At 58.9% G+C, this 26,907-nt stretch carries 28 protein-coding genes; 10 read left to right on the plus strand and 18 right to left on the minus strand.

Going from position 1 to position 26,907, the window contains the following annotated elements; all coding sequences use genetic code 11:
* The first annotated feature begins 11 nt into the window (after positions 1 to 11).
* Positions 12 to 746, plus strand: a complete 735-nt coding sequence (gene rsmI, locus HZA03_05710; GenBank protein ID MBI5637450.1) for a 16S rRNA (cytidine(1402)-2'-O)-methyltransferase — start codon at positions 12 to 14, stop codon at positions 744 to 746.
* Here rsmI and HZA03_05715 read toward each other — a convergent pair.
* The 6 genes from HZA03_05715 to HZA03_05740 are packed head-to-tail and all read right to left on the minus strand — an operon-like array spanning position 688 to position 5,274.
* Complete coding sequence (locus HZA03_05715; protein MBI5637451.1) at positions 688 to 1,260, minus strand: nucleotide exchange factor GrpE; 573 nt, start codon at positions 1,258 to 1,260, stop codon at positions 688 to 690. The genes rsmI and HZA03_05715 overlap by 59 nt on opposite strands.
* Positions 1,257 to 2,303, minus strand: a complete 1,047-nt coding sequence (hrcA, locus tag HZA03_05720) for a heat-inducible transcription repressor HrcA (GenBank protein MBI5637452.1) — start codon at positions 2,301 to 2,303, stop codon at positions 1,257 to 1,259. The genes HZA03_05715 and hrcA overlap by 4 nt, the downstream gene beginning before the upstream one ends.
* A gap of 53 nt (positions 2,304 to 2,356) precedes the next feature.
* A complete protein-coding gene (locus HZA03_05725; GenBank protein MBI5637453.1) occupies positions 2,357 to 3,559 on the minus strand; it encodes an amidohydrolase family protein in 1,203 nt (400 codons plus the stop codon).
* A gap of 44 nt (positions 3,560 to 3,603) precedes the next feature.
* Positions 3,604 to 4,065 (minus strand): hypothetical protein, encoded by a 462-nt coding sequence (locus HZA03_05730; protein ID MBI5637454.1) that lies wholly within the window; start codon positions 4,063 to 4,065, stop codon positions 3,604 to 3,606.
* 5 nt (positions 4,066 to 4,070) lie between these two features.
* Complete coding sequence (locus tag HZA03_05735; GenBank protein MBI5637455.1) at positions 4,071 to 4,313, minus strand: zinc ribbon domain-containing protein; 243 nt, start codon at positions 4,311 to 4,313, stop codon at positions 4,071 to 4,073.
* 43 nt (positions 4,314 to 4,356) lie between these two features.
* Complete coding sequence (locus HZA03_05740) at positions 4,357 to 5,274, minus strand: branched-chain amino acid transaminase (GenBank protein ID MBI5637456.1); 918 nt, start codon at positions 5,272 to 5,274, stop codon at positions 4,357 to 4,359.
* A gap of 120 nt (positions 5,275 to 5,394) precedes the next feature.
* Here HZA03_05740 and HZA03_05745 point away from each other — a divergent pair, with 120 nt between their 5' ends.
* The 4 genes from HZA03_05745 to HZA03_05760 are packed head-to-tail and all read left to right on the plus strand — an operon-like array spanning position 5,395 to position 8,313.
* A complete protein-coding gene (locus HZA03_05745; protein MBI5637457.1) occupies positions 5,395 to 6,138 on the plus strand; it encodes a hypothetical protein in 744 nt (247 codons plus the stop codon).
* Between the two features lie 12 nt (positions 6,139 to 6,150).
* Positions 6,151 to 6,492 carry a 4a-hydroxytetrahydrobiopterin dehydratase gene (locus HZA03_05750; GenBank protein MBI5637458.1) on the plus strand — a complete coding sequence of 114 codons (342 nt, stop codon included), beginning with the start codon at positions 6,151 to 6,153 and terminating at the stop codon, positions 6,490 to 6,492.
* A 34-nt stretch (positions 6,493 to 6,526) separates the two neighbouring features.
* On the plus strand, positions 6,527 to 7,795 hold the full coding sequence (gene aroA, locus HZA03_05755) for a 3-phosphoshikimate 1-carboxyvinyltransferase (GenBank protein ID MBI5637459.1): 1,269 nt from the start codon (positions 6,527 to 6,529) through the stop codon (positions 7,793 to 7,795).
* Positions 7,792 to 8,313, plus strand: coding sequence for a methylated-DNA--[protein]-cysteine S-methyltransferase (locus tag HZA03_05760; protein MBI5637460.1), 522 nt, complete (start codon positions 7,792 to 7,794; stop codon positions 8,311 to 8,313). Before aroA ends, HZA03_05760 begins: the two co-directional genes overlap by 4 nt.
* Before the next feature lie 4 nt (positions 8,314 to 8,317).
* On the opposite strand, the gene surE is transcribed toward HZA03_05760, so the two are convergent.
* From surE to HZA03_05780, 4 genes are all read right to left on the minus strand, one after another.
* A complete protein-coding gene (gene surE, locus HZA03_05765; GenBank protein MBI5637461.1) occupies positions 8,318 to 9,073 on the minus strand; it encodes a 5'/3'-nucleotidase SurE in 756 nt (251 codons plus the stop codon).
* 181 nt (positions 9,074 to 9,254) lie between these two features.
* Entirely contained in the window at positions 9,255 to 11,438 is a 2,184-nt protein-coding gene (gene priA / locus HZA03_05770; GenBank protein MBI5637462.1) for a primosomal protein N', read from the minus strand.
* A complete protein-coding gene (locus HZA03_05775; GenBank protein ID MBI5637463.1) occupies positions 11,439 to 13,262 on the minus strand; it encodes a bifunctional homocysteine S-methyltransferase/methylenetetrahydrofolate reductase in 1,824 nt (607 codons plus the stop codon).
* Between the two features lie 7 nt (positions 13,263 to 13,269).
* A complete protein-coding gene (locus HZA03_05780; GenBank protein MBI5637464.1) occupies positions 13,270 to 14,682 on the minus strand; it encodes a glucose-6-phosphate isomerase in 1,413 nt (470 codons plus the stop codon).
* A gap of 181 nt (positions 14,683 to 14,863) precedes the next feature.
* Here HZA03_05780 and HZA03_05785 point away from each other — a divergent pair, with 181 nt between their 5' ends.
* Positions 14,864 to 15,976: a DegT/DnrJ/EryC1/StrS family aminotransferase gene (locus HZA03_05785; GenBank protein ID MBI5637465.1), complete on the plus strand. Its 1,113-nt coding sequence runs from the start codon at positions 14,864 to 14,866 to the stop codon at positions 15,974 to 15,976.
* Positions 15,977 to 16,018: 42 nt separating this feature from the next.
* On the opposite strand, the gene aroB is transcribed toward HZA03_05785, so the two are convergent.
* From aroB to HZA03_05825, 8 genes are all read right to left on the minus strand, one after another.
* Positions 16,019 to 17,104: a 3-dehydroquinate synthase gene (gene aroB / locus HZA03_05790; protein ID MBI5637466.1), complete on the minus strand. Its 1,086-nt coding sequence runs from the start codon at positions 17,102 to 17,104 to the stop codon at positions 16,019 to 16,021.
* Positions 17,105 to 17,109: 5 nt separating this feature from the next.
* Entirely contained in the window at positions 17,110 to 17,529 is a 420-nt protein-coding gene (locus tag HZA03_05795; protein ID MBI5637467.1) for a hypothetical protein, read from the minus strand.
* Positions 17,530 to 17,542: 13 nt separating this feature from the next.
* Positions 17,543 to 19,645 (minus strand): type IV pilus secretin PilQ, encoded by a 2,103-nt coding sequence (gene pilQ, locus HZA03_05800; protein MBI5637468.1) that lies wholly within the window; start codon positions 19,643 to 19,645, stop codon positions 17,543 to 17,545.
* Positions 19,646 to 19,652: 7 nt separating this feature from the next.
* Positions 19,653 to 20,546 (minus strand): pilus assembly protein PilP, encoded by an 894-nt coding sequence (locus tag HZA03_05805; protein ID MBI5637469.1) that lies wholly within the window; start codon positions 20,544 to 20,546, stop codon positions 19,653 to 19,655.
* Positions 20,547 to 20,549: 3 nt separating this feature from the next.
* Positions 20,550 to 21,143 carry a type 4a pilus biogenesis protein PilO gene (locus HZA03_05810; protein MBI5637470.1) on the minus strand — a complete coding sequence of 198 codons (594 nt, stop codon included), beginning with the start codon at positions 21,141 to 21,143 and terminating at the stop codon, positions 20,550 to 20,552.
* Positions 21,144 to 21,238: 95 nt separating this feature from the next.
* Complete coding sequence (locus HZA03_05815) at positions 21,239 to 21,832, minus strand: PilN domain-containing protein (GenBank protein ID MBI5637471.1); 594 nt, start codon at positions 21,830 to 21,832, stop codon at positions 21,239 to 21,241.
* Positions 21,829 to 22,884, minus strand: coding sequence for a type IV pilus assembly protein PilM (gene pilM / locus HZA03_05820; GenBank protein ID MBI5637472.1), 1,056 nt, complete (start codon positions 22,882 to 22,884; stop codon positions 21,829 to 21,831). The genes HZA03_05815 and pilM overlap by 4 nt, the downstream gene beginning before the upstream one ends.
* A 53-nt stretch (positions 22,885 to 22,937) precedes the next feature.
* Entirely contained in the window at positions 22,938 to 23,240 is a 303-nt protein-coding gene (locus HZA03_05825; GenBank protein MBI5637473.1) for a helix-turn-helix transcriptional regulator, read from the minus strand.
* 172 nt (positions 23,241 to 23,412) lie between these two features.
* Between HZA03_05825 and HZA03_05830 the strand changes: the two genes are divergently transcribed.
* The 4 genes from HZA03_05830 (at position 23,413) to HZA03_05845 (ending at position 26,464) form a co-directional block, all read left to right on the plus strand.
* On the plus strand, positions 23,413 to 24,492 hold the full coding sequence (locus HZA03_05830; GenBank protein MBI5637474.1) for an ATP-dependent 6-phosphofructokinase: 1,080 nt from the start codon (positions 23,413 to 23,415) through the stop codon (positions 24,490 to 24,492).
* Positions 24,493 to 24,496: 4 nt separating this feature from the next.
* A complete protein-coding gene (locus tag HZA03_05835; protein MBI5637475.1) occupies positions 24,497 to 25,432 on the plus strand; it encodes a chemotaxis protein CheV in 936 nt (311 codons plus the stop codon).
* Positions 25,433 to 25,865: 433 nt separating this feature from the next.
* Positions 25,866 to 26,138: a type II toxin-antitoxin system Phd/YefM family antitoxin gene (locus tag HZA03_05840; protein MBI5637476.1), complete on the plus strand. Its 273-nt coding sequence runs from the start codon at positions 25,866 to 25,868 to the stop codon at positions 26,136 to 26,138.
* On the plus strand, positions 26,138 to 26,464 hold the full coding sequence (locus tag HZA03_05845) for a type II toxin-antitoxin system RelE/ParE family toxin (GenBank protein MBI5637477.1): 327 nt from the start codon (positions 26,138 to 26,140) through the stop codon (positions 26,462 to 26,464). Before HZA03_05840 ends, HZA03_05845 begins: the two co-directional genes overlap by 1 nt.
* Positions 26,465 to 26,907: the final 443 nt, after the last annotated feature.

Raw genomic sequence — 26,907 nt, forward strand, 5'->3', positions numbered from 1 at the left:
TATATTGGAACATGAGCGCGAATCAAAACCCGCACGGCACACTGTATCTGGTTGCCACCCCGATTGGCAACCTGGGGGATATGACCTACCGCGCCGTGGAAGTGTTGAAGGCGGCGGACATCATCGCCGCCGAAGACACCCGCACCAGCAAACGGCTGCTGGATCACTATGCCATCGGCCCGAAACGGATGGTGAGCTACTTCGGGCCGAAGGAGCACCAGCGGGCCGAAACGCTGCTGCACCTGCTGCTGGAAGGAAAGAACGTGGCGCTTATCACGGACGCCGGCACCCCCGGCATCAGCGACCCGGCGGTGAAGGTGGTGCGGCGCGCCGTGGCGCACGGAATACGGGTAATGCCGGTGCCGGGGGCTTCGGCGCTGCTGGCCGGACTGAGCGGCAGCGGACTTGATACGTCCGCCTTCACCTTCGAGGGGTTTTTGCCCGTCAAAAGCGGGCGGCGGATGAACGCGCTGAAACGGCTCGCGGAAGAGCCGCGGACGGTGGTGCTGTTTGAAAGCACGCACCGCATCGCCAAGCTGCTGGATGAACTGGAGCTGATCATGCCGGAACGGCTGATCGTGGTGGCGCGGGAACTGACGAAAATCTACGAAGAATTCCTGCGCGGCACTCCCGCCGAAATAAAGGCCCGCGTGAAAGGGGGCCGCCTGAAAGGCGAAATGGTGGTGATTATTCCGGCTTCGGATTCGCATCCGCTGGCGCTTCGGCCGGATGCGGAAGACGATTGATCAGCACTCCGGCGGGACGCACCAGCCGGTCATGCAGCATATAGCCGGGACGCTGCACCGCCAAGACGGTGTTATCCGGCTTCGTGGGATCGGCCAACATTCCCATCGCTTCGTGCAGCTTCGGGTCGAACGGCCGCCCCGCCGCCTCCACCCTGCGCACGTTGAACTGCTCAAGCGTTTTTAAAAAACTGTCAAACACCATTCCCACCCCTTGCCGCATGGGATCATCCGCCGTGGCGTGGGTAAGGGCAATTTCCAGCGTATCGAGCACCGTCACCAGTTCGCGCGCCATCGGCAAAGCGGCGTACTTCACATCCTCTTCCTTTTGCCGTTCGAGGCGCTTGCGCGTATTTTCGAAATCAGCGCGTTGCAGCAACATCTCGTAACGGAGTTTCTCCACTTCGGCTTTCAACGCCTCCTTTTCAGCGGCGGCTGCCGCCTCGGGAGACGGGGCCGCGGCCTCCGGCACGTTCTGGCCGGCCGCGGGCTGTTTTTGTTCCCGTTCCCCGGTCATTTTTTGCTCCCCACCATGATGCCGTTCAACGATTTTGAAAAATAATCCAGCAACCCCAGCATATACGGATAATCCATCCGCGTGGGTCCGATCACGCCGATGGCCCCTTCCCACCCTTCCGGCGTGCCGCCGCAGGCGTGGGCCACGAACGCGCAGTCTTCGATGCCGCCGTCGCATTTGAATTCAGCGCCAACCTCGACCACAATTTGGCTGGCGCCTTCCTCCATGCAACGATCCAAAATGGCAAGCAGCCGTTTCTTGTCCGCAAGCAGCTTTAACAGTTTTTTCAGCTTCCCGGCATCCCTTTGGAATTCCGGAATGTCGAACAGCGCCTCCGCCCCCTCCACCGCAAGATCAAGCCCCTGGCCGTGCAACGCCAGTTGCTCCTGTATCTTGAACGCCCGCTCGCGCAGGCGGACGGCCCGCGCCTCTTCGGTGCCCGCCCGGCGGCGGAGCGCGGCGCGTATCTGCTTCAAGCCCTTGCCGGAAAAATGGTGGTTGATGTAGTTCGCCAGTTCGGCCAATTCCATGTCGGTCAGTTCTTCATCCAACGTGATGAGCACATTCCGCACGTGCCCCAAAGCCCCCACCAGCACCACCTGCACGCGGCGGGGAGGGATGTTGACGAAATGGAACCGGTTGATCGGCTCCGAAGAAAGCTTGGGGAAAAGCACCAGCCCCGCCTGATGCGAAACCGATACCAGCAGGCGGGACGCCGCGGTGAGCATATCCCCCGCGCCGGCATCGGCGATGGAGAGGCCGCTGTCGATGGTCTGACGTTCCCGCGGAGTAAGCGGGCGGGCCTGCATCAGCTCGGCGATATAGATGCGGTACCCCTTGTCGGTCGGCACGCGGCCGGCGGAGGTGTGCGGCTGGGTGATATACCCCATCTCGTCCAAATCCGCCATGATGTTGCGGATGGTGGCCGGGCTGAGTCCCAGCGCGGAAAGCGTGCGGCTGGCGACCGGCACGGGGTTGTAGATGTGGTTCTCCACCACCGCCCTCAATACTTGCCGCTCCCGCTCTCCCAGCGTCTCCTTCACCCGTCACTCCCTTGGTTGCGCATTAATCCTTATAAGGAATACCCCCGGCAAATTCAAGCGCTATTTCGCAGCGCCGTCCCGCCAACCATCACGAAGGAAGCTTTGCCGGCGGTGAAAAGCGCATCCAGCATTAAGCCGCCCCGCGCCGGAAAAACGGCGATATCGGCCCACCGCCCCGCTTCGAGCGCGCCGCATTCAAGGCCAAGCGCCCGCGCGCCGTTTATCGTGGCCGCCTCCACCAGCCGCTCCGGCGGAACAGCGGGGAAATACTCCCGCGCGGCGCGCAGTTCATCCAGCATCGACAGGGAATTGTTGCTCGCCGCCGAATCGGTGCCAAGGCAGGGGGCAAGCCCCGCCTCGATGAAACGATCCAAGGGCATAATCTTCTTCCGGCCGAACCAGCGGGACGAGCCGGGGCAAAAAACCGGGATCGCCTTCGCCGCCGCCAGCGCGGCAATATCTTCTTCGTCCACCTCGTTCAGATGCGCCGCCAGCAAACGTCTCAGCGCTCCCTGTTCCCGTATCAACATCACCGGACTTTTCCCATAGCCGTGGAAATCATCAATCAGAGATTCCCGTTTCCGCAGCAACGCGCGGAACGGCCCCTCCCCTTTTTCAATGAAACGCCGCTCTTCCGGCGTTTCCGCCACATGGGACATGAGCGGCATCCCCCGCTCCCCGGCATGGCGCGCCAACGAGGAAAAGAGCGCCGGTGCCGCCGTATGGGGCCCGTGCGGGGAAAGTCCGGCGCGTCCGCCGGACTCGGCGACGCTTTGGGCCAGCTTCACCGCCGCGTCATGCGCCTGTGCCGCCCGCGCCGGCTGCGGCGCCACAGCCTCGGCAAAAAGCGCCGCGCGCAGCGGACCCCGCATGACCGCCGTGGCGGCGGCTATATCCGAGAAAATATCCCCCACCGCCGTCGTTCCGCCGGCGAGAAGCTCTTTCATGCCCTCTTCCACGCCGCGGATAATTTCACCCGCGGAGGTTTTTTCAGAATATGCGATGACCGCCGCCACCCACTCCATGAAATCGCCGCGCGGCATGGTTCCCCGCGCGGCGGTGAATTGCAGGTGGCAGTGGGCGTTGACGAGGCCGGGCATGACGAGGCAGCCCGGAAAATCCATCACCTCGTCAGCGCCGGGCGGCGCGCCGCCGCCCATACGGACAATCCGCCCGCCGCGCAGAAGCAGCCAGCCGCTTTCAACGGGGGGAGCGGTGACGGGATATAACAACCCCGCGCGGACAAGCGTATCCATCCGGTTACTCTACCTCAGAAAAAAACGGGGAAATAAGGAAAGCGCTAGTTTGAAGGATATTCCTTAACCTTGCCGCCACCCTTTTTATCCTTCACCACGCCGGCGGGAACCAGCGCTTTCTGCTTCGCCGTCACGCCATATGGGTCGTAGGTTCCAACGACGCGGATTGACGTGCCATCCGGATAATGGGCGTCAAACAAAACGGGGATCGGCTTTTGCCCGTGGGCCTCGAAAACGATGACCCACTTGCCGATGCCGCTTGCGCTCTCCGCCTGGGAACTGGTGATGAGAGTCCCTTTATCCTGCGCGGCGGCCAAGCGGACAGAGACCGGCGGCGGCCCGCTCACCGCGATGGTACACGCGGCCTGGAAGGCAGCCCCCTTTGCTTCGACGGTATCGCAGACGACGGTGACGGGGGGCTGCGGCTTCACCGCGTGGGCCGAACCCGCCAACGCGATGATAACCGCCGCCGCGAAAAACGACCGGCGGTTATTCTTCATCGGCATGACCGTCAGCTTTCGGCCTTCTTGGCGCCGCCGGACTTGTCACCGCCAGTGTTGGCGGCGCCGGTCTTGGCATAGCTGCCGGAGGTTTTAAACCAACCGTCCCCTTTAAGCTGGAAAGAGTTGGAGGAAATCACCCGCTTCATGGTTCTCCGGCAATCGGGGCATTTCACCTTGGGGGATTCGGCCATGCCGTGGGTAACTTCCCGGCTGGTTTCACAATGGGGACATTGATATTCGTAAATGGGCATCCGCCTTCTCCTATGGTGTCTGTAAGTTCAGAATAAGACCGGATTACAAAATGTCAAGCCACGCCAGATACTTTTCGTTCCGTCCCTGAATGGCGTCAAAAAACGTATCGTAAATCTTCCGCGTAACCGGGCCCACCGCGCCGCTCCCCACCTTCCGGTGATCCACTTCGCGCACCGGCGTGATCTCGGCGGCGGTGCCGGTGAGGAATATTTCATCGGCGATGTACATCTCGTCGCGCGGGAAAAGCTGCTCCGCCAGCGGTATCCCCAGGTCGGACGCGATTTGCATCACGCTGTCGCGGGTGATCCCTTCCAGCACGCTGATCGCGGGCGGGGTCTTGATTTTGCCGTTGCGCACGACAAAAATGTTCTCGCCGCTCCCTTCGGCCACGTTGCCGAACGGGTCGAGCAAAATCGCCTCGTCAAAACCCATCCGCACCGCCTCCTGCTTCGCCAGCACGGAATTGATGTAGATGCCGGTCGCTTTGGCCTTGCTCATCGTGATGTTCGGGTGATGCCGGGTGAAAGAACTCACCGTCACGCGGATGCCGGTGTTGGCGGCGTCGTCCCCCAGGTATTTCCCCCAGGGCCAGACCGCCACACCCACATGCACCTTCAGCCCCTTCGGATTTAAACCCCTGTTTTCGGTTCCAAGCCAGGCAATGGGGCGGATATAACACTCTTCCAGCCTGTTTTCGCGGATGGTCAGGCGCACCGCCCGCATCAGCTCTTCCACGCTGTAGGGCAACTCGTATCCCAGGATGTGCGCCGAAGCGGCCAGCCGCGCCATATGCTCACGATGGCGGAACACGGCGGGGCCTTTGGCGGTCTTGTAGCAGCGCACCCCTTCAAACACACCGGTGCCGTAATGCAATGTATGCGTCAGCAGATGCACGTTCGCCTGTTCCCACGGAACCAGCGCGCCGTCCATCCAGATAAAATCGCTTTTGGGAGCTGTCATAGAGGCAACAGTCTAGCGGGGGGTTCGCGCGGTTGTCAAACCGGCGGTTAACGGCTAGGATGAAACCGGCTCCGGAACTGGCGGGGCTTTCATCAACGGCATTGGAAAGGGACATCGGGCATGGGACAACGGTTACTCGTTTTCATCGCGGTGTTTTTCATCGCATCGGCCGGAACGTCGCTTGCCACCCCAAGCAGAATAATCGCCATCCCCTCCACCGACACGCTGGAATACGGCGCCGCCCGGTTCGACATGGAGACGTACAACACCATGATGAAAACCGGCGCCGACGGCGGGTGGAACCTGATCAACTACGGCGTCGCCTGGGGCCTGATCCCCTACACCGTCAGCAAATCATTCGGCATTGAAATCGGCCTCGATTACCGCGATTTTAACGGCAGCGCTCCCACCGCCGCCGACAGCCCGCTCTTCCTCAATGCCAAATTCGCCCTGCGCGAAGGGGCTCTCTTTTTCGATTACTTCCCCGCCATCGCCGTTGGCCTCCTCGATTACGGCGGTAAAAGCGGAGTCACCAACGCAAACATCATGTATTTCACCGCATCGGAAACTTTTTTCAGCTCTTTGCGGGCGGGAGCCGGCTTCTACAGCGGCAACGGCACCGTGCTGGTGGATGAAAACGGAAAAGCGGACAACAGCGGCCCGATGGTATCGCTCGACTGGCAGGTGAACAAAAAATGGTGGGCCGCCTTCGACTGGGCCAGCGGCAGAAGCCGCTACGGCACGCTGAACGTGGGGGCCGGATACCATCTGCGCCCGGACATAAAAATAATCGCCGCGTACGTCATGTTTAACAACTCGCAGATAAAGCCGGCGCTTTCGATTCAACTGTTGATGGATTTTTAAAGGGAGAAGACCATGGACTTCACCAGCCGCAAATGCCGGCCGCTGAAAGCGGGCACACCCCCGATGCCCCCCGGCTCCATCGCCACGGCGCTTCAGGCCGTTCCCGGCTGGGAACTGAAAGACGGGGTCATCACCCGCGAATTCGCTTTTAAAAATCACTACGAAGCCATCGCCTTCGTCAACGCCGTGGCTTGGGTCTCGCACACCGAGAACCACCACCCGGATATGTCCATTGGGTACAACCGGTGCCGGATCGGCTACGCCACCCACTCGGTGGGAGGAATCTCGGAAAACGACTTCATCTGCGCCGCGACGGTGAACGCGCTGGCCGGGATGGATGACAAATTAAAATAATGCCGCCGTTGGGCATTTTGATATAATTCCGCGGATGTTCATCGATTCTAAAGCGTCCGCCGTGCGTGGAACGGTGCGGATTCCAACATCCAAATCGCATTCCATACGGGCCGTTTTCCTTGCCGCCCTGGCCGAAGGAACCTCCACCATCCGTCACCGGCTGCGCAGCGCCGACGTCGATTCCGCCATCGCCGCCTGCAAAACGCTGGGCGCGGGGATAGAAGAATCTGGCGAAGTCCTTAGGATAACGGGTTTCAACGGCAAACCGACCGCCCCTAAAAACACCATCGACGTGGGGAACAGCGGCACCACCGCCAATTTCGCGCTGGCGCTTGCCGCCCTGTGCGATAAACCGGTAACCGTCACCGCCGACGACCAAACCCGCAAGCGGCCGATCGCCCCGTTGCTGGAATCGCTCAAACAGTTGGGAGCCGTCATCGAAAGCTCAAACAACGGACTGCTGCCGGTAACCATCCGTGGCCCCATCAAAGGGGGGATCGCCGATGTGGCGGGCAGCACTTCACAATACCTCTCGGCGCTTTTGATACACGGCATCTTTTGCGAAACAGCCGCCGTGTTTAAGCTGAAATCGCTGAACGAAAAACCGTATGCCGATATGACCGTTGCCTGGCTGAAAAAGCTGGGGGTGCGGCTTGAGCAGGACAACCACAGCGAATACCGCCTTGCCCCGCGGCAGTCCTTAAAGGCGTTTGAGGCGGACATCCCCTCCGACTGGTCGTCCGCCGCCTTCTTCCTCGTGCTGGCCGCCATTCCCGGATGCGAGGTAACGCTGGAGGGGCTTGATTTCACCGACACGCAAGGGGACAAAGAGGTGGTGAACTACCTCAAGGCGATGGGAGCCGACATCGAAGTGGGCGACCGCGTGAAAATACGCGGAAAAAAACTGCGCGGCACAACATTGGACTTGAACAACACCCCGGACGCCCTCCCCGCGATGGCGGTGGCGGGGGCGCTGGCCGAAGGGGTAACGCACCTTACCAACGTGCCGCAAGCCCGCATCAAAGAAACCGACCGGATAGCGGTGATGTGCCAAGAGCTGGCCAAAATGGGGGCCGACATTACCGAAGAGCGCGACGGCCTGATAATAAAAGGGGGAACGCCGCTGCGGGGAACCGCCGTGGCGGGCCACTACGACCACCGGGTGGTTATGAGCCTCGCCGTGGCGGGTTTGGCCGCCGCCGGAACCACCACCATCGACAGCGCCGAGGCGATAAACATCACCTTCCCCGATTTTGTGGACAAGATGCGCGCGTGCGGCGCCGATATGCGGCTCTACCGATGACCCCATTCGGTTGCGCGATTAAAACGGAACTCGGCTGGGCCGCCGTCCGTTTCAACGAACATCACGAAATCACCGGCTTCCTCCTCCCCTCTTCCACCCAAAAATCGCACGACTTCCTCGCGTGGACGGAACATAAGAATTTCCCGCAACTGGAAAAAGCGGTGGTGGGATATTTCGCGGGCAAAAAAATAGATTTCTGCAAATTCTCCGTCTCGCTTACCGACGCATCCCCCTTCTTCCAAAAAGTCTATGCGGCATTGCGCACGGTAAAATACGGCGAAACAGTCTCCTACAAAAAGCTGGCTGAAAAAGCCGGAAGCCCGTCGGCGGTGCGCGCGGTGGGGAGCGCGATGGCGCACAACCCGATACCGCTCATCATCCCCTGCCACAGGGTTATCCAGTCTGACGGCGGCCTCGGCGGCTTCTCCGCGGGCGGCGGCGTGGATTTAAAAAAGATAATGCTCGATCTGGAACACCCGCCCGTTTCCCCCGCCGCCGGCAGAAAAAAGACCGGCTGATTCCTTAAAATCCCCAGCTGCGGAGTTCGTCCAGATAGCTGTGGTTGGTCAGGTCGAAATGGATCGGCGTGATGGTGATATATCCTTTTTCGTTAAGCACGATATCAACGTTCGGATCGGGGTCTTTCGTATCCATCACCCCGCCTTGCCAATAGTAATCCATTCCGCGCAGGTCTTCCCTTTTCTCGAACGCCCCCCGGAATACGCAATGGCTCTGGCGGCAGATTTTTACCCCTTTAATTTCCTTTTCGGGAATGGCCGGGATGTTCACGTTGAGCAGCGTCCCCTTCTGCAGCCCTTTTTCCATAACCTTTTTGGTGATCGCCACCGCGTGCTTCACCGCCGGCGCGAAGTCCGGCTCCTTGCCGTGCGTGGTAAGCGAAAAGGCGATGGAGGGAACCCCCAATATGGTTCCTTCGGTGGCGGCGGAAACGGTGCCGGAGTAAATAATGTTCGTGGCGAGGTTCGCGCCGTGATTCATGCCGCTGATGACGATGTCCGGTGGCTCCTTCATGACCGCCAGCAATGCGATCTTCACGCAGTCGGCCGGCGTGCCGTCCACCGCATAGCCGAACGGCTGGCCGTGATCCTTCACCTCGCGTACGCGCAACGGCATGGCGATGGTGATGGCGTGCCCCACCGCGCTTTTTTCCATCTCGGGCGCGGCCACCGTCACATCGCCGATGGTTTTCAGCCCTTTGTGCAGCGCGCGCAGGCCGGGCGCGTTGATACCATCGTCGTTCGCCAGCAATATTTTCATGGTTGGTGCAGTATAGCACGCAAAAACGCGCCGCTTTTTCTAGAAAAATCCGCGGGGTCCGGCGTGCAACTCACGGTGGGTACACAATTTATTGTGTACGTTGCCGCGCAGGCGGCAAGAGAGTGGTCGGCCCTGCGGGCCGATATACCCATTAAAATGGGTACCCACCTAGGCGGGGTTTTTAAAAGAAGCCGTACGGATCGACATCAATGGAGACGGAAACATCCCGCTCCACCGCCGCTTCGATGCGCAGCGCCGCCTCGTGCAACGCCTTGCTGTTTTTGCCGCGCAGCATCATCTTCCAGCGGTAGCGGTTGCGTATCTTGTGGATCAACGCCTCCACCGGCCCCAGCGGCTCCACCCCCGGCGGCAGGGGCGGCATGGCGTGTGCCAGCTTCAGCATGGCGCTTGCAAGCCGCTCTTCGTTAACGTCGTCGAACATGATGCCGATGAGCCGCGAAAACGGCGGATAGCCGGTACGCTTGCGCGCTAAAATCTCATCGGCGTAAAACGCCTGATAGTCGTGCAGCACGGCGTGTTTCACGGCGTAGTGGCCGGTGGTGCCGCTGATGATGACTTCGCCCCCTTTCTCCCCGCGCCCCGTGCGGCCCGCCGCCTGCGTCACAAGGCCGAAGGTGCGCTCGGCGGAACGGAAATCGGGAAACGAAAGGTAGTCGTCCGCCGCCACGATGGCGGTGAAGGTGAGGTTGGCGAAATCGTGCCCCTTCGCGGTCATCTGCGTGCCGACCAGCACGTCGGTCTTCCCCTTTTCGAAACGCTCGAGGATGCCGAACGCTTTTTCCCGCGACGGGGCGGTGTCCTGGTCAAGGCGCTCAATGACCGCCTTCGGCACCATCCCGCGCAAAAACTCTTCCACCTTTTGCGTGCCGGTTCCCCGGTAGTTGAAAAGTTCCCTCGCTTTGCAGGCGGGGCAGACCTTTGGCACCGCGATCTGATAACCGCAGTAGTGACACAAGAGCTTCGCGCCGCTGCTGTGAAAGGTGAGCGATACCGAACAGTTGGGACAGCCCACGACCTCCTTGCAGACGCGGCACTTCACCCGGCTGGCGGCGCCGCGCCGGTTGATGAACACCAGCGATTGCTCGCCGCGCCCTTTGCGTTCCATGATTTTTTCGATGACGGCGGCGGGCAGCATCCGCTCCCCGTCTTCATCCTCTTCCACGATGCGGACGGCGGGCATCGGGCGGTTGTCTATCCGCTGGGTGAGGCGGCAGAGGCCATACTTGCCGTTTTGCGCGTTGTAGTAGCTTTCAAGCGATGGGGTGGCGGAGCCAAGCACCACCGCCGCGCCGGTCATCCCCCCCAGCACCACGGCAAGATCGCGCGCATTGTAATGCGGCGATTCCGACTGTTTATAGCTGGCATCGTGCTCTTCATCCACCACGATAAGGCGCGGCTGTTTAAGCGGCGCGAAGATGGCGGATCGCGCGCCGATGACCACCCGCGCCTGGCCGCCGCTGATGCGCCGCCACTCCTCGCGCCGCTGCGCCGGGGTAAGCCCGCTGTGCAACACCGCGATGTCGCGCGGGAACCGGGCGCGGAAACGGCGGACGAACTGGAACGTCAAGGCGATTTCCGGCACCAACAGTATCGCGCCGCCGCCCAACTCCAACGCCTTTTTGCAGAGCGCGATGTAGACCTCCGTCTTGCCGCTGCCGGTTTTTCCCTCCAGCAAGGTTATCGCGCCGCTCTTCGCTTCAACATCTTTTGCGATCTTCTCTATCGCGGCATTTTGTTCGGCGGTGTAGGTTGCGGGGTCGATGCTTTTTTCCGTTACCGCTTCTTCCCCATCTTTGGCGATAAGCTCCGATCCGCCAAAATAGTATTCCTCCCGCTTCACCAGCAATCCGCCCTTCACCAGGCTTTTCGCGGCTTTATCCAGCTCGGTGACGGTGAGACCGGCCTTTGCCGCCAGCGTCTGCGCGCCAAGGCTTTCTTTGACGGCATCGAGGATTCTCTTTTTGTCTTCCCGCAGGCGGCCCGGCTGCGCGCCGGTCTTTTCGTACACCACCCGTTTCTTAAGTTCCTCGCGCGGGCCGATACCCCGAAAGAGTTCGCCCGGAGCGGCGATGTAATAGTCAGCGGCCCAGAGCGCCAGCTTCATCAGGTGCGTGCTGAAGATCGGCGCGGCGTCCAGCACCGCCTTTATCTCTTTGGTTTCGATATCGGTCTCGCCGAATCCAACGAAGACGCCGATGTTCTCCCGGTTGCGGAACGGCGCCACCACCCGCACGCCGGGAATCAGCTTTGCCTCGTCTTCGGGTTTAAATGAGTAGGAGAAGAGTTTGCGCAGCGGCACATAGACCGCCACATGCGCGGCTTTTTTCTTTTTCGGCTGGATCACTTACAAATATTTCTTCAATACCGCAAGCGACGCCTTCACCCCGCCCGCGGGGCTCATCACATAAACCCCCTGCACCATGCCGCGCATCGCCTCCAGCGCTTCCACGGCCAGTTGCACGCCAAGCTCCGCCCCCTTGTCCCCCGCGTCGGCCATCTGTTTCCTGATGCCATCCGGCACGCTCATTCCCGGAACCTCGTGATGCAGGAACTCCGCCATGCGCGACGACGCCAGCGGCAAAATGCCGATCAGCGTCGGGATGGCGATGTCCTTCGTCAATTCCTTGAAGCGAATGAACATCTCGGTATCGAACACCGGTTGCGTAAAGATGAACTCCGCGCCGGCATCCACCTTCTGCCGCAGGCGGGAAATCTCCTGCTCAAGGTTGATTGCAACCGGGTTCACCCCCACCCCGATGTGGATGGCGGCCGGCGCGCCGATGCGGTTGCCCGCCACGTCGAGTCCGTGGTTAAGATTGCTGATGATTTTTACCAGACCGATGGCGTCGACATCGTACACGGCGGTCGCATCGGGATAGTTCCCCAGTTTCGGCGGGTCGCCGGTGACGGCCAAAATATCGCGCAGGCCGATTGCGTGCGCTCCCAAAATATCGGACTGCATCCCCAGAATATTCCGGTCGCGGCAGGTGTAGTGCAGCACCGGCTCTATCCCCACCTTCTGCTGAAAGAGAAGCGCCAACGACATCGGGCTCATGCGGGCGCTGGCGCGCGGGCCATCCGGTATGTTGCAGGCATCCACCCCGGCGTCCTTGAGCTGCTTTGCCATGTCGAGCACTTTCGACGGGTCGGCCCCCTTCGGCGGCAGTATCTCAACACAGGTGACGAATTTGCCTTGCGCCAATTTCTTCGCCAGCGGACTTTTTTCGGCGGTCGGCACGGCCGGCACCGCCTCTTCCTTCTTCGCCTCTTTCACCTCCACCGCCGGACGGGCCGGGGCGAGCGCCTTCACGGCGTGGCGCAGGGCGCGGATGTGCGCTGGGGTGGTGCCGCAGCAGCCGCCGATCACTTTCACACCGGAGCGGATGAACCGCTTGGCGTAGGTCTCAAGATATTCGGGGGTGGTCATGTATATGAGCCGCCCCTCGTGCATCCGGGGATAACCCGCGTTCGGCATGGCCGATACCGGCTTGTGCGTGACGGTTGCGATCTTCGCCACCATGTCGAGCATCGGCGCGGGGCCGACCGAGCAGTTCACGCCAATAACATCCACCGGCAATGCGTCCAACGCGGCGGCCACCTTCTCTATCGGCTCGCCCAGCGGGGTGTGGCCGTCTTCGCCGAACGTCATGTGCGCGATGAGCGGGATGTCGGCCTTCCGTGCGCGCACGGCGCCAACGGCAATTTCGAGTTCTTTCAGGTTGGCAAATGTCTCAAGGATGATAAGGTCGACGCCTCCGTCGATGAGCGCTTCCGCCTGCTCCCTGAAAACCGCGGCGGCCTCTTCCGGCGGCACGGTGCCGAGCGGTTGTATGCCGGTGCCAAGCGGCCCGATGCTCCCCGCCACATAGACCGCGCCGCGCGCCTCGTAGACGGCGTTTTGTGTGGCGGCTATGTTTATCTCGCGCACCTTGTCCTGCAGGCCCCAGCGGGCCAGCCGCTGCCGGTTCGCGCCGAAGGAGTTGGTCTCGATGATGTCGGCTCCGGCGGCGATGTACTCGCGGTGGATTTCGCGCACGAGGTCGGGCTTGGTGAGGTTCAGCTCGTCGTAGGAACGGTTGATGTACTCCCCTTTTTCATAGAGGTAGGTACCCATCGCCCCATCACAGAGCAACACCCGTTCTTGCAGCGCTTCAAGGAATGGTTTCATGGCCGTGTCACAGTGTGCGGGAAGGAATGTTTTTCAGCTTGTCTTTTATCTCCGCCTTCAGCGCTTCGTACCCCTTGCGCCCCATCATCGCGTAGGCGTAGTTCTTGCCGAACTCCACCCCCGGCTGGTCGAACGGGTCAACGTTATACAAGCCCCCGGCGAACGCGGTGGCGTGCTCGAACAGATATATGACCTGCCCCAGCGTATAGGGCGAAAGCTCCGGCAGGCGGATGACCATGTTCGGCCGGTGGTGAACGGTGAGCGCGTATTGCGTCCCCTCCAGCTCGGTTTTGATCAGTTCGTTAAGGCTGTGGCCGGCGAGGTAGGCAAGTTCCGGCTTGTCTTCCAGCACATGCGGGATTTCCGTGGTGGTCTTGAAGTTTTCCACTTGCAGGAAACAGAACGCCTTGTCGTTCGGCCCTTCCACGTAAAGCTGCACCTGCGAATGCTGGTCGGTGGCCCCCAGCGCCTTGATCGGCGTCTGGCCGGTGTGAACCTCCTTCTTCTGGAGATCGTACCGCTTGCCCAGGCTTTCGGCCCAAAGCTGGCGGAACCAGTCGGCGATGCCGTACATCTTGCTGCTGTAAGGCATCATCACCAGCATCGGCTTTTTGCGGGTGGTGTCGGAGAGGTACATAAGCGACGCAAAAAGATACGCCGGGTTATTCATCAATTCCGCGTCGTTGCACCGCCCGGCCATGCGCGCCGCGCCGGCCAGCAGTCCGTCGATGTCGATGCCCGCGCAGGCGAGCGGCAGCAAGCCCACCGCTGAAAAAACCGAGAAGCGGCCGCCGACATTCGCGGGCACCTCGAAGCTGTCCAGCTTGAACTCGTTGACAACCTCGCGCAGGATGCCCTTTGCCGGGTCGGTGGTGACCACCACCTTCTTTTTCCACTTTCCCTTCAGCTTCCGGTTCAGCATGTCGAACACGATCATGAACTGGCTCATCGTCTCGGCGGTGGTGCCGGATTTTGAGATGACGTTAAAAATGGTTTTTTTCGGGTCGAGGGTTTTGAGCAGTTCCTCAAACTGATCCGGATCGATGTTATCCGCCACGAAGAGACGCGGGTAGCCGTTGCGTTTGCGCTTGGTGAGCAAAGCGGAAAAGCTGTGGTTGACCGCCTGATTCGCGGCGATAGTGCCAAGCGCCGAGCCGCCGATGCCCAGCACCACGAAGTTTTCGTACTTTTCCCGCACCTTGGCGGCGTATTTTTTAATCGGCTTGGTGTCCATTTCATGCTGGGTGAAAAAGCCGATGGTGCCGCCAGCCTTCAATTCCGCCAGCCGCTTGTGCGCGGCGGCGGCACGCCCTTTCAGGCCGTCCAATTCCCCCTGCAAGATGCCGTGGTCGGAGCCAACGGCCTGCATCATCATGTTGGAATAATCGAGAACGATGTCTTTCTTCCCGGCGTCACCCATCTTCTAATCCTCCCGTTGATAAACCTGCGCCATTGTACCACCACCACGCCGCGGTTACAGCCGGGGGTTTTGGGCGGCGGCCCCCGGCGATTTCCCGGCTTCCGGCGGCGCACGAAAATCGTTTATGATTACTGAATATGAAACATGAAGGGAATCTGAAAAACCTATGACACAACGGAACATCCGCTTTATCGACCTCCCGGCCCAGCAGCAGCGCATACGCGCCAACATTGAAAGCCGCATCAAAAAAGTGCTGGATCACGGGCAATACATCATGGGACCGGAGGTGGCCGAACTCGAAAAGGGGCTGGCCGCATACACGGGAGCGAAATACGCCATCGCCTGCGCATCGGGAACCGACGCGCTGCTGATGGCGCTGATGGCCTACGATGTGAAACCGGGGGACGCCATTATCACCACCGCTTTCACTTTCATCGCCACCGCCGAGGTGGTGAGCCTGCTGGGGGCCACGCCGGTCTTCGTCGATATCGACCGGAAAACCTACAATATCGACCCCGCGCTCATCCCCGCCGCCATCGACAAGGCAAAAAAAGCGGGGTTGCGCCCCCGCGGCATCATTCCGGTGGATCTCTTCGGCCTCCCCGCCGATTTCGAGGCGCTAACCGCCATCGCACGGCAACACCAGCTTTTCATCCTCGACGACGCCTGCCAGGGATTTGGAGGGATGTACACAGGGAAGCGGATCGGCGGGCTGGGAGACATCTGCGCAACGAGCTTCTTCCCGGCAAAGCCGCTCGGCTGCTACGGCGACGGCGGCGCGGTATTCACCAACGACGGCCGGCTGGCCGATATCATGGCCTCCATCCGCATCCACGGCAAAGGAACCGACCAATATGACAACATCCGCATCGGCATCAACGGGCGGCTGGATACCATCCAATGCGCCATTTTGCTGGAGAAGCTGGCGATTTTTGAGGAAGAAATCGTGAAGCGGCAGGATGTTGCCGCCGCGTATACCGAACGCCTCAAAGGGGCGGTGACCACTCCGCACATCCCGCAAGGAATGCGGAGCGCCTGGGCGCAGTACTCGATTCTGCACGACAGGCGCGACGCCATTATCGCCGCGCTGAAAGCCGAGGGGATACCGGCCATGGTCTACTATCCCAAGCCGCTCCACCTGCAAACCGCCTTCGCCGGCCTCGGCTACAAACAGGGCGAATTGCCGGTCTGCGAAGCGGTGTCAAAGAAGGTATTCAGCCTGCCGATGCATCCGTACCTGGCGACGGACGACATCGATTACATCGCCACGGCGGTGGTGAAAGCGGCCAAGTAAACGCCGATGGAAGCCTTCGGCAAAAAGCGGTTGTAAACCGGTTCAGCGCATCGCGGCGGCGATTTCGGCGCGGGTGAGCCCGCCTTTCACAAAGGCGTTGCCGATCCGGTCATAAACCACGAACCGCCACGAACCGGAAATGATCTTCTTGTCGTGCTCCATCCCCAAAATCACCGCGTCGGCGGAAAGATATTTGGGAATGCGCGTCGGCAGCCCATAGGCGGCGATGAGCCGCGCCACCCGCTCGGCGGTCTTATACGGGATAAGCCCAAGGCTGTACGAAAGGCGGCTGGCCATCACCATGCCGATGGCGACCGCCTCGCCATGCTTGAGGCGTTTGTAGTCCAGCGCCGTTTCGATGCCGTGGGCGAAGGTGTGGCCGAAGTTGAGTATCGCGCGGATATCCGCCTCCCGCTCGTCCGCCGCCACCACCGCCGCCTTGCAGGCGCACGATTTGCGTATGACCGTTTCCAGCGCGCCGGTCTTGCGGGCCGCCACTTCTTTCACATTGTCTTCCAGCCAAGCGAAGAACCGCGCGTCGCGGATCACGCCGTACTTTATCACCTCGGCCATGCCGCAGCGGTATTCCCGCTCCGGCAGCGTCTTAAGCGCGCCGAGGTCGCACACAACGAGGCGCGGCTGGTGAAACGCGCCGACTATGTTCTTGCCGCCGGGATAATCGACGCCGGTCTTCCCCCCCACCGAGCTGTCGACCTGCGACAGGAGCGTTGTGGGAAACTGGACGAAGTCGATGCCGCGCATATAGGTGGCGGCGGCGAACCCGGCCATATCCCCCACCACCCCGCCGCCGAGGGCGAGGATGGCGTCGGCGCGGCCGCAATGGGCCGCTATAAGCCCGTCGTAGACGCGGGCAAGGTGTTTTATGGTCTTATACCGCTCCCCGTCGGGCAACGTGATGACAAGCGGTTTAAAGCCGGCCTTTTGCAAAAGCCGGACGGTTTTAGGCGCATAGAGCTTAGCCACCGTGGGGTTGGTGACGACGGCGATCTTTTTCCCGCGCAACAGACGCGGAAGCGCGGCGATACCCTCTTCGGAGACACCGTCTCCGATAAGAATGGAATACGACCTCTCGCCAAGGTCAACGCGCAAGGAAGCCAAAATGCGGATAGCCCTTACGGAAGTATCTGCACCGGTATCGTTAAGCTCTTATCCCCAACGTTGGCGGTAATCTGAACATTCGTCCCGCCGGCACCGGTCACCGTAAGAAACATTCCGGCCCTGCCGTTGGCATCTATTGCTATCGGGTCAATCGCAGCCCCTGTTCCGCTAAAAAACACGTAAACCGTTGTCACAGTGCCATCGATCGGCGTGCCAGCGGCGTTGGTCACCCATACATTTGCATGGGTGGTGCCGTCTTTTATGACGACAGCCGGGTGAACATCCAATGTGAAATAGTACCCGCCCGGCGATGTCGGGCCGGTGGGACCCACCTTATAGGTATTGCTATCGGCCTTAGTGCCGCAACCGCCGGCTATCAAGAAAGCCGCGCCGACCACCGCCACAAGCGCCGTTTTAAATCCGTTGTTCAGCATCCCCCATACCTCCTTACAGAATCTTCGGGGTTATGAATATCAGCAGTTCTTCGCCGGTGTTGGAGTTGGCCTTCCCCTTGAAAAACCAGCCCAGCACCGGGATTTTAGAGAAGAACGGAACTCCCGATTCGGATTCGTTCTTCGTCTCCTTGAAGAGACCGCCGATGACCGTGGTATCGCCGTCCTTGATCAGCACCTCCGTCTTGGCGTGCTTGGTGAGGATCGGCGGCGGCGAGTTCGGCAACTGGTTGGCGAAGTCGGCTTCGTCCTTGTTCGCCTCGATCTCCAGCCGGATGAAGTTGTCCGGCGTAACGTGCGGGATCACCTTCAGCTTGAGGGTGGCCTTCTTGAATTCCGTCTTGGTGCCGTCGGCCGAAGTGGTCTGGTACGGGATTTCGCGGCCGCTTTCGATGAGCGCCTCGATGTTGTTCATCGTGGCGATCTTCGGCATGGAGAGGATGCGCCCTTTCCCCTCGTTCTGCAGGGCCATCAATTGCATGTCAAGCAGCGCGGTGCTGTCCACGCTGCCGAGCTTGAGGCCCAGCGTGCCGGTGACGCCGCTGGTGCCGGTATTCACGATGCTCCCCGCCGCGGTGCTCGCCGCGCCGCCCTGCACGCCGCTGAGGCCGATGGTGGCGGGGAAAGCGCTGCCGGTGTTGGCATTATAGTTGCCGCCCCACTTGATGCCCAGTTCGCGGGTAAAGGAGTGGTTCACTTCCACGATGCGGGCCTCGATGAGCACCTGCAACGTCCGCTTGTCCAGCGTTTCGATAAGTTTTTCCATTTCCGCCAGGCGGTCGCGGGTATCCTGGATGATAAGCGTGTTGGTCCGCTCGTTCACGTCGATGCTGCCGCGCGGGCTGGCGATCGACTTGAGGTTGTCCTTGAGTTTCAGGGCGGTCTCATAATTTATCTGGAACACCTTCAGGTAGAGAACTTCCGACTTATCGCTGACCTGCTGGTCGGCGGCGACCGTTTCTTTTTCCTTGTTCAGCTCGTCCGCCGTGGAAACGCGGATAATATTTCCGGTTTTCACCATCGCGAGCTTGTTGTTCTTCAGGATGGTTTCAAGCGCGAGGTCCCACGGCACGTCGATCAGCTTCATGGTGACCTTGCCCTTGACGGTGTCGGACGTGATCACATTCATGCCGCTGACATCGGCGATGATCCGCAGGATGTTATGGATGTCGGCGTCCTGGAAGTCGAGCGAGATTTTCTGCCCCATGTAGTCGGAGGGGAGTTTTTCCTTCTTGGCGCTCACATCAACCGGCTTTTTGGCTTCGCCCTTCATTTCCGAAGCGGTGGCAAGCACCGCGTCCGGGCCGATGTCAAAGTAGACTTTGCCGTCCTTTTCAAACACGTTGGACGAGGTGAATTGGTTAAGATTGGCGATCACCTTGACCGATGCGGGCTTGGTGGTGAACTGGAAGAGCGCCACGTTTTTCACCAGGCTCTCCGCCGTATCCACGGTGAGCAGTCTTTCGTTCGACTTGCGCACCTTGGCGTTGCTGATATCCAGGGTTATGCGGTTCATATCGCGGCGGCGGGTCATTGCAAACTGCGGCTTGGCTCCCTTATAGGATATGACCAAGCGGGCCATCCCCTGCACATCCCTCAGGTCGACGTCGGTAATCTCGGTCTGCCCCGGCTCCAATGCCATGTCGGATTCGGCGACCACCTGGGCCGCCTCCGCGGTGTAGGGGTTGACGTCCACCACGATTTTCTTGTCGTTAATCCGGCTTACCTTGTACAGAACCGCTTCTTTGAGGAAAATTTCAATGCGCGAGTTGCCGGGTTTCGGAAAGTAGTGCGGCTGTATCTGCCACACAACGCCCTTTGCCACCTCGATAGGCGCGGTAAAAGCTGAAGAGTCGGCATCCGGAATGTCGATCACAAGCCGTTTCGGATTCTCGAGCTTGTAGACGGTATATTGCAGCTTTCCGCTCCCTTCGATCGAAAGCTCCAGGCCGCCCTCACGCGCGACGGGCACGATATTGGTGACAAAGATTCCCCCCTCGGGCACGGCCCCGGCGGGCCCCGAGTGATCTCCCGAAGCGCAGGCGTAGACCGCCAACGTCAGGGCAAAAGCCGCAAAAGTTCTCCAGCCTGTTCTCATAAGCCCCCTACTCTTCCTCTTTGAGTTTCAATTCTATCTCTCTTACACTAAAATCTCCGCGGGGAGTGGGGAATTTTTCGGCAATCACGATCCGCTCGGCGGTAATCTTGGTGATCTTGCCGCAGCGCCGCCCGATATATATCCCCGCTTTCAGCGTATAACCACTGCCATTGGGCGCCTCCACCAACGCGTAGTAGACGTTGTTCGTATTTACCATGCCGACCAGCTTGAACGAGAAAAGATCGAACCCTTCCAGGTATTGCCGCGGACGCCCCGGATCGCACATGCGGGAAGGATCCGTTTGGGCCGCCCCCTCTCCGCCGGCCGTGTCAACGATGAGCGATTCAAAAGGGTCGCGTTTGCCCGCGGAGATGTAGCTCACTTTACGGGCGGCCATTTCGGCGTCTTCGGCCGCTTTCAGTTCGGCCGCCAGCTTGTCCTCGGCCTCCTTGCGCGCCTGCCGCAGTTTCGGCAACTGTGTGCGGTCGCTGGCGGACAACTTCACGAGACGCCACTTGCCGTCATCGTCCTTCACCCAGGTTTCGCCGGTGACTTGGGTGGTTTCCAGTTTCTTGCCCACCATCTGTTTGCGCGAATAGTTCACCTCGGCCAGCGCATCCTTGATTTTAATGCCGGTGATTTCGGCCATATAGCCGACACGCTTGATGCCAAACTCTTCCACCGCCGCATTATAATCCATTCCGGCGTCATTAAATTTGCGGGAGATGAGATTTCCGACGTCGGCCTTGTTCCCCGCGGCAAGATCGGCGGAAAACTGCTTAAACGCCTCACGCAACGCCTGTTCGTCCTTGCCGGAACCCGCCATGACAAAGAACAGCAGCGCCCCCACCAGCACGGCGGCCACCGCCGCGCCGATCATGATCTTCTTTTTCGTATCCACGGCTTAATGCCCCCCCGCCGCGGGCGGTGAAGCCTTTACCGCCGCCGCGGCTGGCGCCGGCGTGTCGATTTTTGTTTCAAGGAAACGGAAAGTCACCGCCTTGCACTTGGCTTCCACCGGCGTCCCCTTAAGCCGCGTCCCCTTCATTTTGTTGCCGGACTTGCCAATTTCGATGTTGGTGATGGTTACGATACGGGGCATGCGGGCCACCTTGTCAAAAAACTCCACCACGTTGTGGAAACTGCCGAACACCACCAGATCAACCGGCACCTCGGCATAAAAGTCTTTTTCCGCTTCGGGCAACGGCCTGAAAAGCTGAAACTGAAGGCCGCTTTGCGTGCCAAGGCTGGATATCTGATCCAGAAGATCCGGTATTTCCTTTTTTTCGGGGAGTTGGCGGCGGATCATCGCCAACTGCCCGTCCAACTCGGCGATTTTCTTTTCAAATTCCGGCAGCCGGCGCTCCAGCGCCTCTTTCACCTGGACATCTTTTTGCGCTTTCAGCAGTTCCTCGCGGATGACGTCGGTTTCGGCCATGGTGCCGCTGATCAACAAGAAATAGGCCGCGACGATTAACACCAACGGTATGCTGGCCACAATGCCCCAACGGACATTTAACGGCATCCCCGTAAGGCGGCCATAAGGTATCTTTGAGAAAACCTTTTCCTGTAAAACTTCCAATTCCATACTGTCTATTTCTTTTCCGCGGGCGCTTTGGGCGAAGCGGGTTTCTCTTCAAGCTTTTTCACGGCTTCCCAACCGCAGTTTAGCGTAAAATTCTTGATATCTTCGCCCTTCATCACTTCGTTCGTGATCTGGCCCAACTCCATATCGGAAAAGTTCGGCGATGCTTCCATCGCGCGCATCAGGTCGGCGATGGCGGAGTTCGAGAAGCTGTAGCCCGACACGCTGATGGTAACGTCGCGCTGGGTGATCTTCGACAGCCAGACGTCGGATGGCAGTATCATGTTAAGATCGTCCAGGAAAAGGCGCGGCCCGACTTTGCGGGTCTCCAGCTTTTTGATCGCATCGAGAATCTGTTCGCGGCGCAGTTTTTTCTTTTCAAACTCTTCGATCCGCGTCGCGACCTGCTCCAGCCGTTGCAACTTCGCCTTTTCACCCTCAAGCTGGTTTTGCACTTCCTCCTTGGTGGCGCTGGCGTGACTCGCCCACCAGCCAACAATGATGATAGATAAAATAACCCCGCCGACAACCGACATGGCCTGCCGCTGAACGATCAGGTGATCTTTCGGTATTCTTACGGTTATAAGGTTTATCTTAATCATTTATCGTTTGTCATCCTCAAAGCCAATCCAACGGGAATAGCGGCAACCGGCCCCATGGCCTCAATGTATTGCTCATCAAAGTTCTTGGTGTTGCAATATACGTTCCGAAATGAATTCATCACCTCAACTTCAATACCAAGATTCTGGTGCATCAAAAGATCGAGCCCTTCCATGAGGCAACTCCCCCCGGAAAGGTATATTTTTGACACCTTAAAATCCGACGTTTTCTCATACATATCAAAGGTTTTACGCAATTCTCCACAGATAAACTCAACGGAATCCTTCACTTGGGTTATGATGTCCGCACGGTTCATATCACGCGGAATCATGCCGAGCTTGATCTTCTCGGCCTCCTTAAACCCAATCGACATGTTTTTTTGGATTTCCTCAGAAATCGTAGACCCGCCTATCGTAATGTCCCGGCTAAAGGCGGTCACCCCCGCCTCCATTATATTGACGTTTGTCATCGACCCCCCGATATTCACCAAGGCGATAGCCGCGTCCCTATCAACCTCGTAATTCAGTTCGAAGGCGTTTTCCAAGGCAAAGGCCGACAAATCGACAATTTTCACCTTCATGCCGACTTCTTTAAACACATCCATGTATTTTTTAATGACCTCTTTGCGTACCGCGACAATGATAACGTCCATCTGGCGGTCTTCATTAGCCGCCCCTTTCTCCACGGGGATGTCCCCTTCCGCTTTCACGATCGCGAAATCGAGATGCACCTCGTCAATATCAAAAGGAATGTACTGCTCCGCCTCTTCGCGGATCATCTCGTTAAGCTCTTCTTCGGACATCAGCGGCACCGAGATTTTCTTTATGATGACCGACTGGCCGGAAATGCCGATAACGGCATTTTTATTCTTGATCTTTTCGGATTTCAGAAGATTGCGCAACGCATCGGCGAGCGCTTGGGGATTCTCCAGTTCTCCGTCCATTACCGTGTCTTCCGGAAGCTGAATCATCCCGAAATTCAAGAGTTCCAACCCTTTGCGCCCTTTTTTAAGCTGGGCAAGCTTTACGCTATGGGCGCCAATATCCAGAGCCACAAGCAACTGCGAGGATGAAAAAAACATGGCCGTCCACTGCTCCTATTTTTTAATTATTCCTCGTCGTTAAACACTTCAATCCGGTATTCAAGCCCCAAGCCGAGGGCAAGAAGTATTTTCCGTTTGGTATCGAGCCGGCAGATATGCCCTTTCTCTATGCGGTCAATGGTTTGCACCGAAAGACCGGTTTTCCGCGCAAGTTCCGCTTTACTCATCATCTTATCTTCGCGGATTTTTTTTACTTTATTGCCGGGACTAACCACAACACAACTCCTCCAAACACCAGAACTCCGAACATCCTCCTCAAATCCTCCGAGCTTCCAAATTATAGTAATTAAAACCCTCTTTGTCAACATATTGTTTGAATTCCCATATATTTTATATAATACATATTAATTAGATGTATTATATATGTATTATTGTTGACTTTTACATCAAATAACGCTTCGATACGGTAATGGAAATTTTCAAAATAATAGCAATTTTATTTCATTGAAGGACTACGGCATCTGGTAAACTCAAATAGTTATGAAGGTAGGAATTCTCACCGGCGGGGGCGACTGCCCCGGACTCAACGCGGTTATCCGTTCTGCGGTGAAGACGGCGGAAGAGCATTACCACTGGGACGTGATCGGCTTCCTGAACGGCTACAAAGGGCTGATCGAAAACAAATCGCGCCCCCTCACCGGCGACAACGTCGGCGGCCTCCTGCTGCGCGGCGGCACCATTTTGGGCACCTCGAACCGCGACAATCCGTACAATTACATCGAAGTTGCCGGCGGCAAAAAAATTACGCACGATGTTTCCGACCGCGTGGTGGCAACCTACAAGAGCAACGGCCTCGACGCCCTTATCATCGTCGGCGGAGACGGCACGCTCTCCACCGCGCTCAAGCTCTACAAGGAAAAAGGGCTCAACATCATCGGCGTTCCCAAAACCATCGATAACGACCTTTCCGCCACCGACTACACCTTCGGATTCGATACCGCCGTCGGCATCGTCACCGACGCGGTGGACCGCATCCAAACCACCGCCGAATCGCATGACCGCGCGATGGTGGTGGAGGTGATGGGGCGCGACACCGGCTGGATAGCCCTTTACAGCGGCCTCGCCAGCGGCGCGCACATCATCCTGATCCCCGAAATACCGTACACCATCGAAAAGGTCTGCCAGAAGATTTACGAACGCAAAGGCAAGGGAAAGCATTTCTCCATCGTGCTGGTGGCCGAAGGGGCCAAGCCGGTGGGGGGCAGCGTCACCATCAAGAGGGTGGTGGACGACCCGACCACCGGCGCCCGCTATGGCGGCATAGCCAACGTGGTGGCGGACCAAATAGAAGCCGCCACCGGCATAGAAACCCGCACGGTGGTGCTGGGGCACATCCAGCGCGGCGGCAAGCCCTCGGCCTTCGACCGCGTCCTCTGCACCCGCCTCGGCGTGGAAGCGGTACACATGACGCACCGCAAGGAGTTCGGAAAGATGGCCTGCCTCCGGACGCCGGACATCAAGGCGGTGCCGCTGGAAGAAGCGGCGAAAAACCGGAAAGTCTCGCCCGGCGACCAGGTTATCGTGGCCGCCCGCTCCACGGGGATATCGTTCGGCGACTGAGGCGATGCCACTGGTTGAACAGGTTCCCGCCCCCGCCGCCTCTTCCATCCTTGAAGTCATCGAATTCGAAATAGACGAAAAAGGCCCCGGCGGCGCGCCGCAATCGAACTTCTTCGGCATCAACGTCAACAAGGTGCGCGAGGTGATCGCCACCCCCGCCATCGCCCACTCCGCGCGCGAACATCCCGCGCTGGAAGGGGTCATCGACCTGCGCGGCGACGTGATACCGGTCATCAACCTTCCCCGCTGGCTGGGGAAATGGGAGCCGGATTACCGCTACGAGCGGACCATCGTGGTGGAGTTCAACATGCTCCGCGCCGGCTTCATGGTGAGCCGCGTACACCGCATACACCGGATACCGTTCGACCAGCTATCCCCCCCCACCGCGTTCATGAAGCAGGGAAAGCAGCTCGCCTCCACCGGCCTCTACCGCAACGCGGGACACATCGTGATGATGCTCGACCTGGAGAAACTGCTCGCCGACATCGACCCCGATACGATGGAAGACGGAGCCGATATCGAAGCCGCCCCGGTGCCGGGCCACGCCGTGATGGTGGTGGACGACAGCGGCCTGACCCGCGGCATCATGGAAGCGGCCTTCACGGAGTCCGGCTACGAGGTGCTGACCGCCACCAACGGCGTGGACGCGATACGCGATCTGGAAGAGCTGCAACGGCAGGCGGAAAACTTCAAGCGGCCGCTCAGCGACTTCATCAACGCCGTCACCGTCGATGTGGAGATGCCGATGATGGACGGGCTGCACCTCGCCCGCATACTCAAGGCGGACAAACGCTTCGCCGGACTTAAGATAATCGTCTATTCCAGCATGGCCACGCCGGAGCGGATCAAGGAATGGAAAGCTCTCGGCGTGGACGACGTTGTGGGCAAGCCGCAAGTGGCGCAGCTCATCCAAAAGGTGAACGCCCTCTCCTCCCTCTGACCTTGGCAGGACACACAATCCTGTGTGTCGTCGGCCCAACGGGCCGACCTTTTTCTTGTCATCCCCGCGAACGCGGGGACCCATACACACTATCAAAGCTCTCTTCCCTCCCGCTCCGGCTCTCCCTCCCCACACCCACCCGAAAAATCTTCCTTCAATTCTTTCAAATCCCCCTAAACGCGCCAAATCCTCCAAATCCTTCAACCCGTCAGGTTTTTTCCGCCACTCAACGTTCCAACCGCGCCAACCGCGCCATTTCCACCAATTGTGCCGTCCGCGCTTGACCGCGCTGTGCGAATCGGGGGTGAAAGAATAAAGTCCTCCCCTTAGCAAGGGGAGGCGCGGGAAGGGGTTTTAAAAAGAACATCCCCCCAATCTTGACCATTGACCTGTTTATGAACTATATTTAGTCATATCAAAATACGGAGCCATTATGAAATCCAGCCGGATAAAGCCGATCAGTTACCTGAAGGCGCATGCCGCCGAGATCGTGCGCAACATAAGCGAAAGCGGCGGGCCGCTTGTCATCACCCAAAACGGCGAGGCGAAGGCCGTGATGCAGGACATCGCAAGCTACGAACAGAATCAGGAGACGATGGCACTGCTGAAAATCCTCGCGTTGGGCGGCCGCCAAATCAAGGAAGGCAAAACCGAACCCGCCGCGCAGGTGTTCAAGCGCCTGAGGAAGCGCGGGGAAAACTGCTAATGCCATTCGCGGTTCACCTGACCAGCGACGCGGTGCATGACCTCGAAGAACTGTACGATCACATCGCCCGGCATGACGCTCCGGAAAAAGCGGAGCACGTTTTGGATAAAATTGAAAAGGCGGTCGCCACCCTTGCCGCATCCCCAAAGCGCGGCGCATATCCAAAGGAACTGCTGGCGCTGGGAATACGCGATTACCGCGAGATATTTTTCAAACCCTATCGGATAATTTACCGGGTTATCGATAATGCCGTATATGTCCTGCTGATCTCCGATGGCCGCCGCGACATGCAGACCCTTTTGCAGCGCAGACTGCTGACCGCTTAAAGCCTCTCTCTTTACGCAGCGGGAAAATTGTGAAGGTCACTGAATGCCATCCCGCCGTGATCCTGTTCCCCGGCTGGAACGTGGAGCGCGAAAGCGCCGCCTGAAATTATTGTGTCATGCCGGACTTGATCCGGCACCCAGAAATATTTTCAAAGCTTTCTTTATTTTTCCCGGCAGGTACATGCTCTCAGCATGTACATTTTTCCAAGGGAGAAACCCATCGGCCCCCGGGCCGATGTACAGGCTGAGAGCCTGTACCCACCCGCCGAACCAATATGGAGGATTTTTATGTGCGACAAGAATGTCGCACCTTGTATCTTGGAAATCGTAGAATTTCATTAAGTGGAAACCGGGGAAAGCTGTGTCGCACCTAATGGCTGGGACCATGTTTGGTAGATAAGTTTCCCCGGTCTTCCGACAGACTCTGAACCGTATCTTAGGCC

The organism is Nitrospinota bacterium (assembly GCA_016217735.1).
Taxonomy (GTDB): Bacteria; Nitrospinota_A; UBA7883; order JACRGQ01; family JACRGQ01; genus JACRGQ01.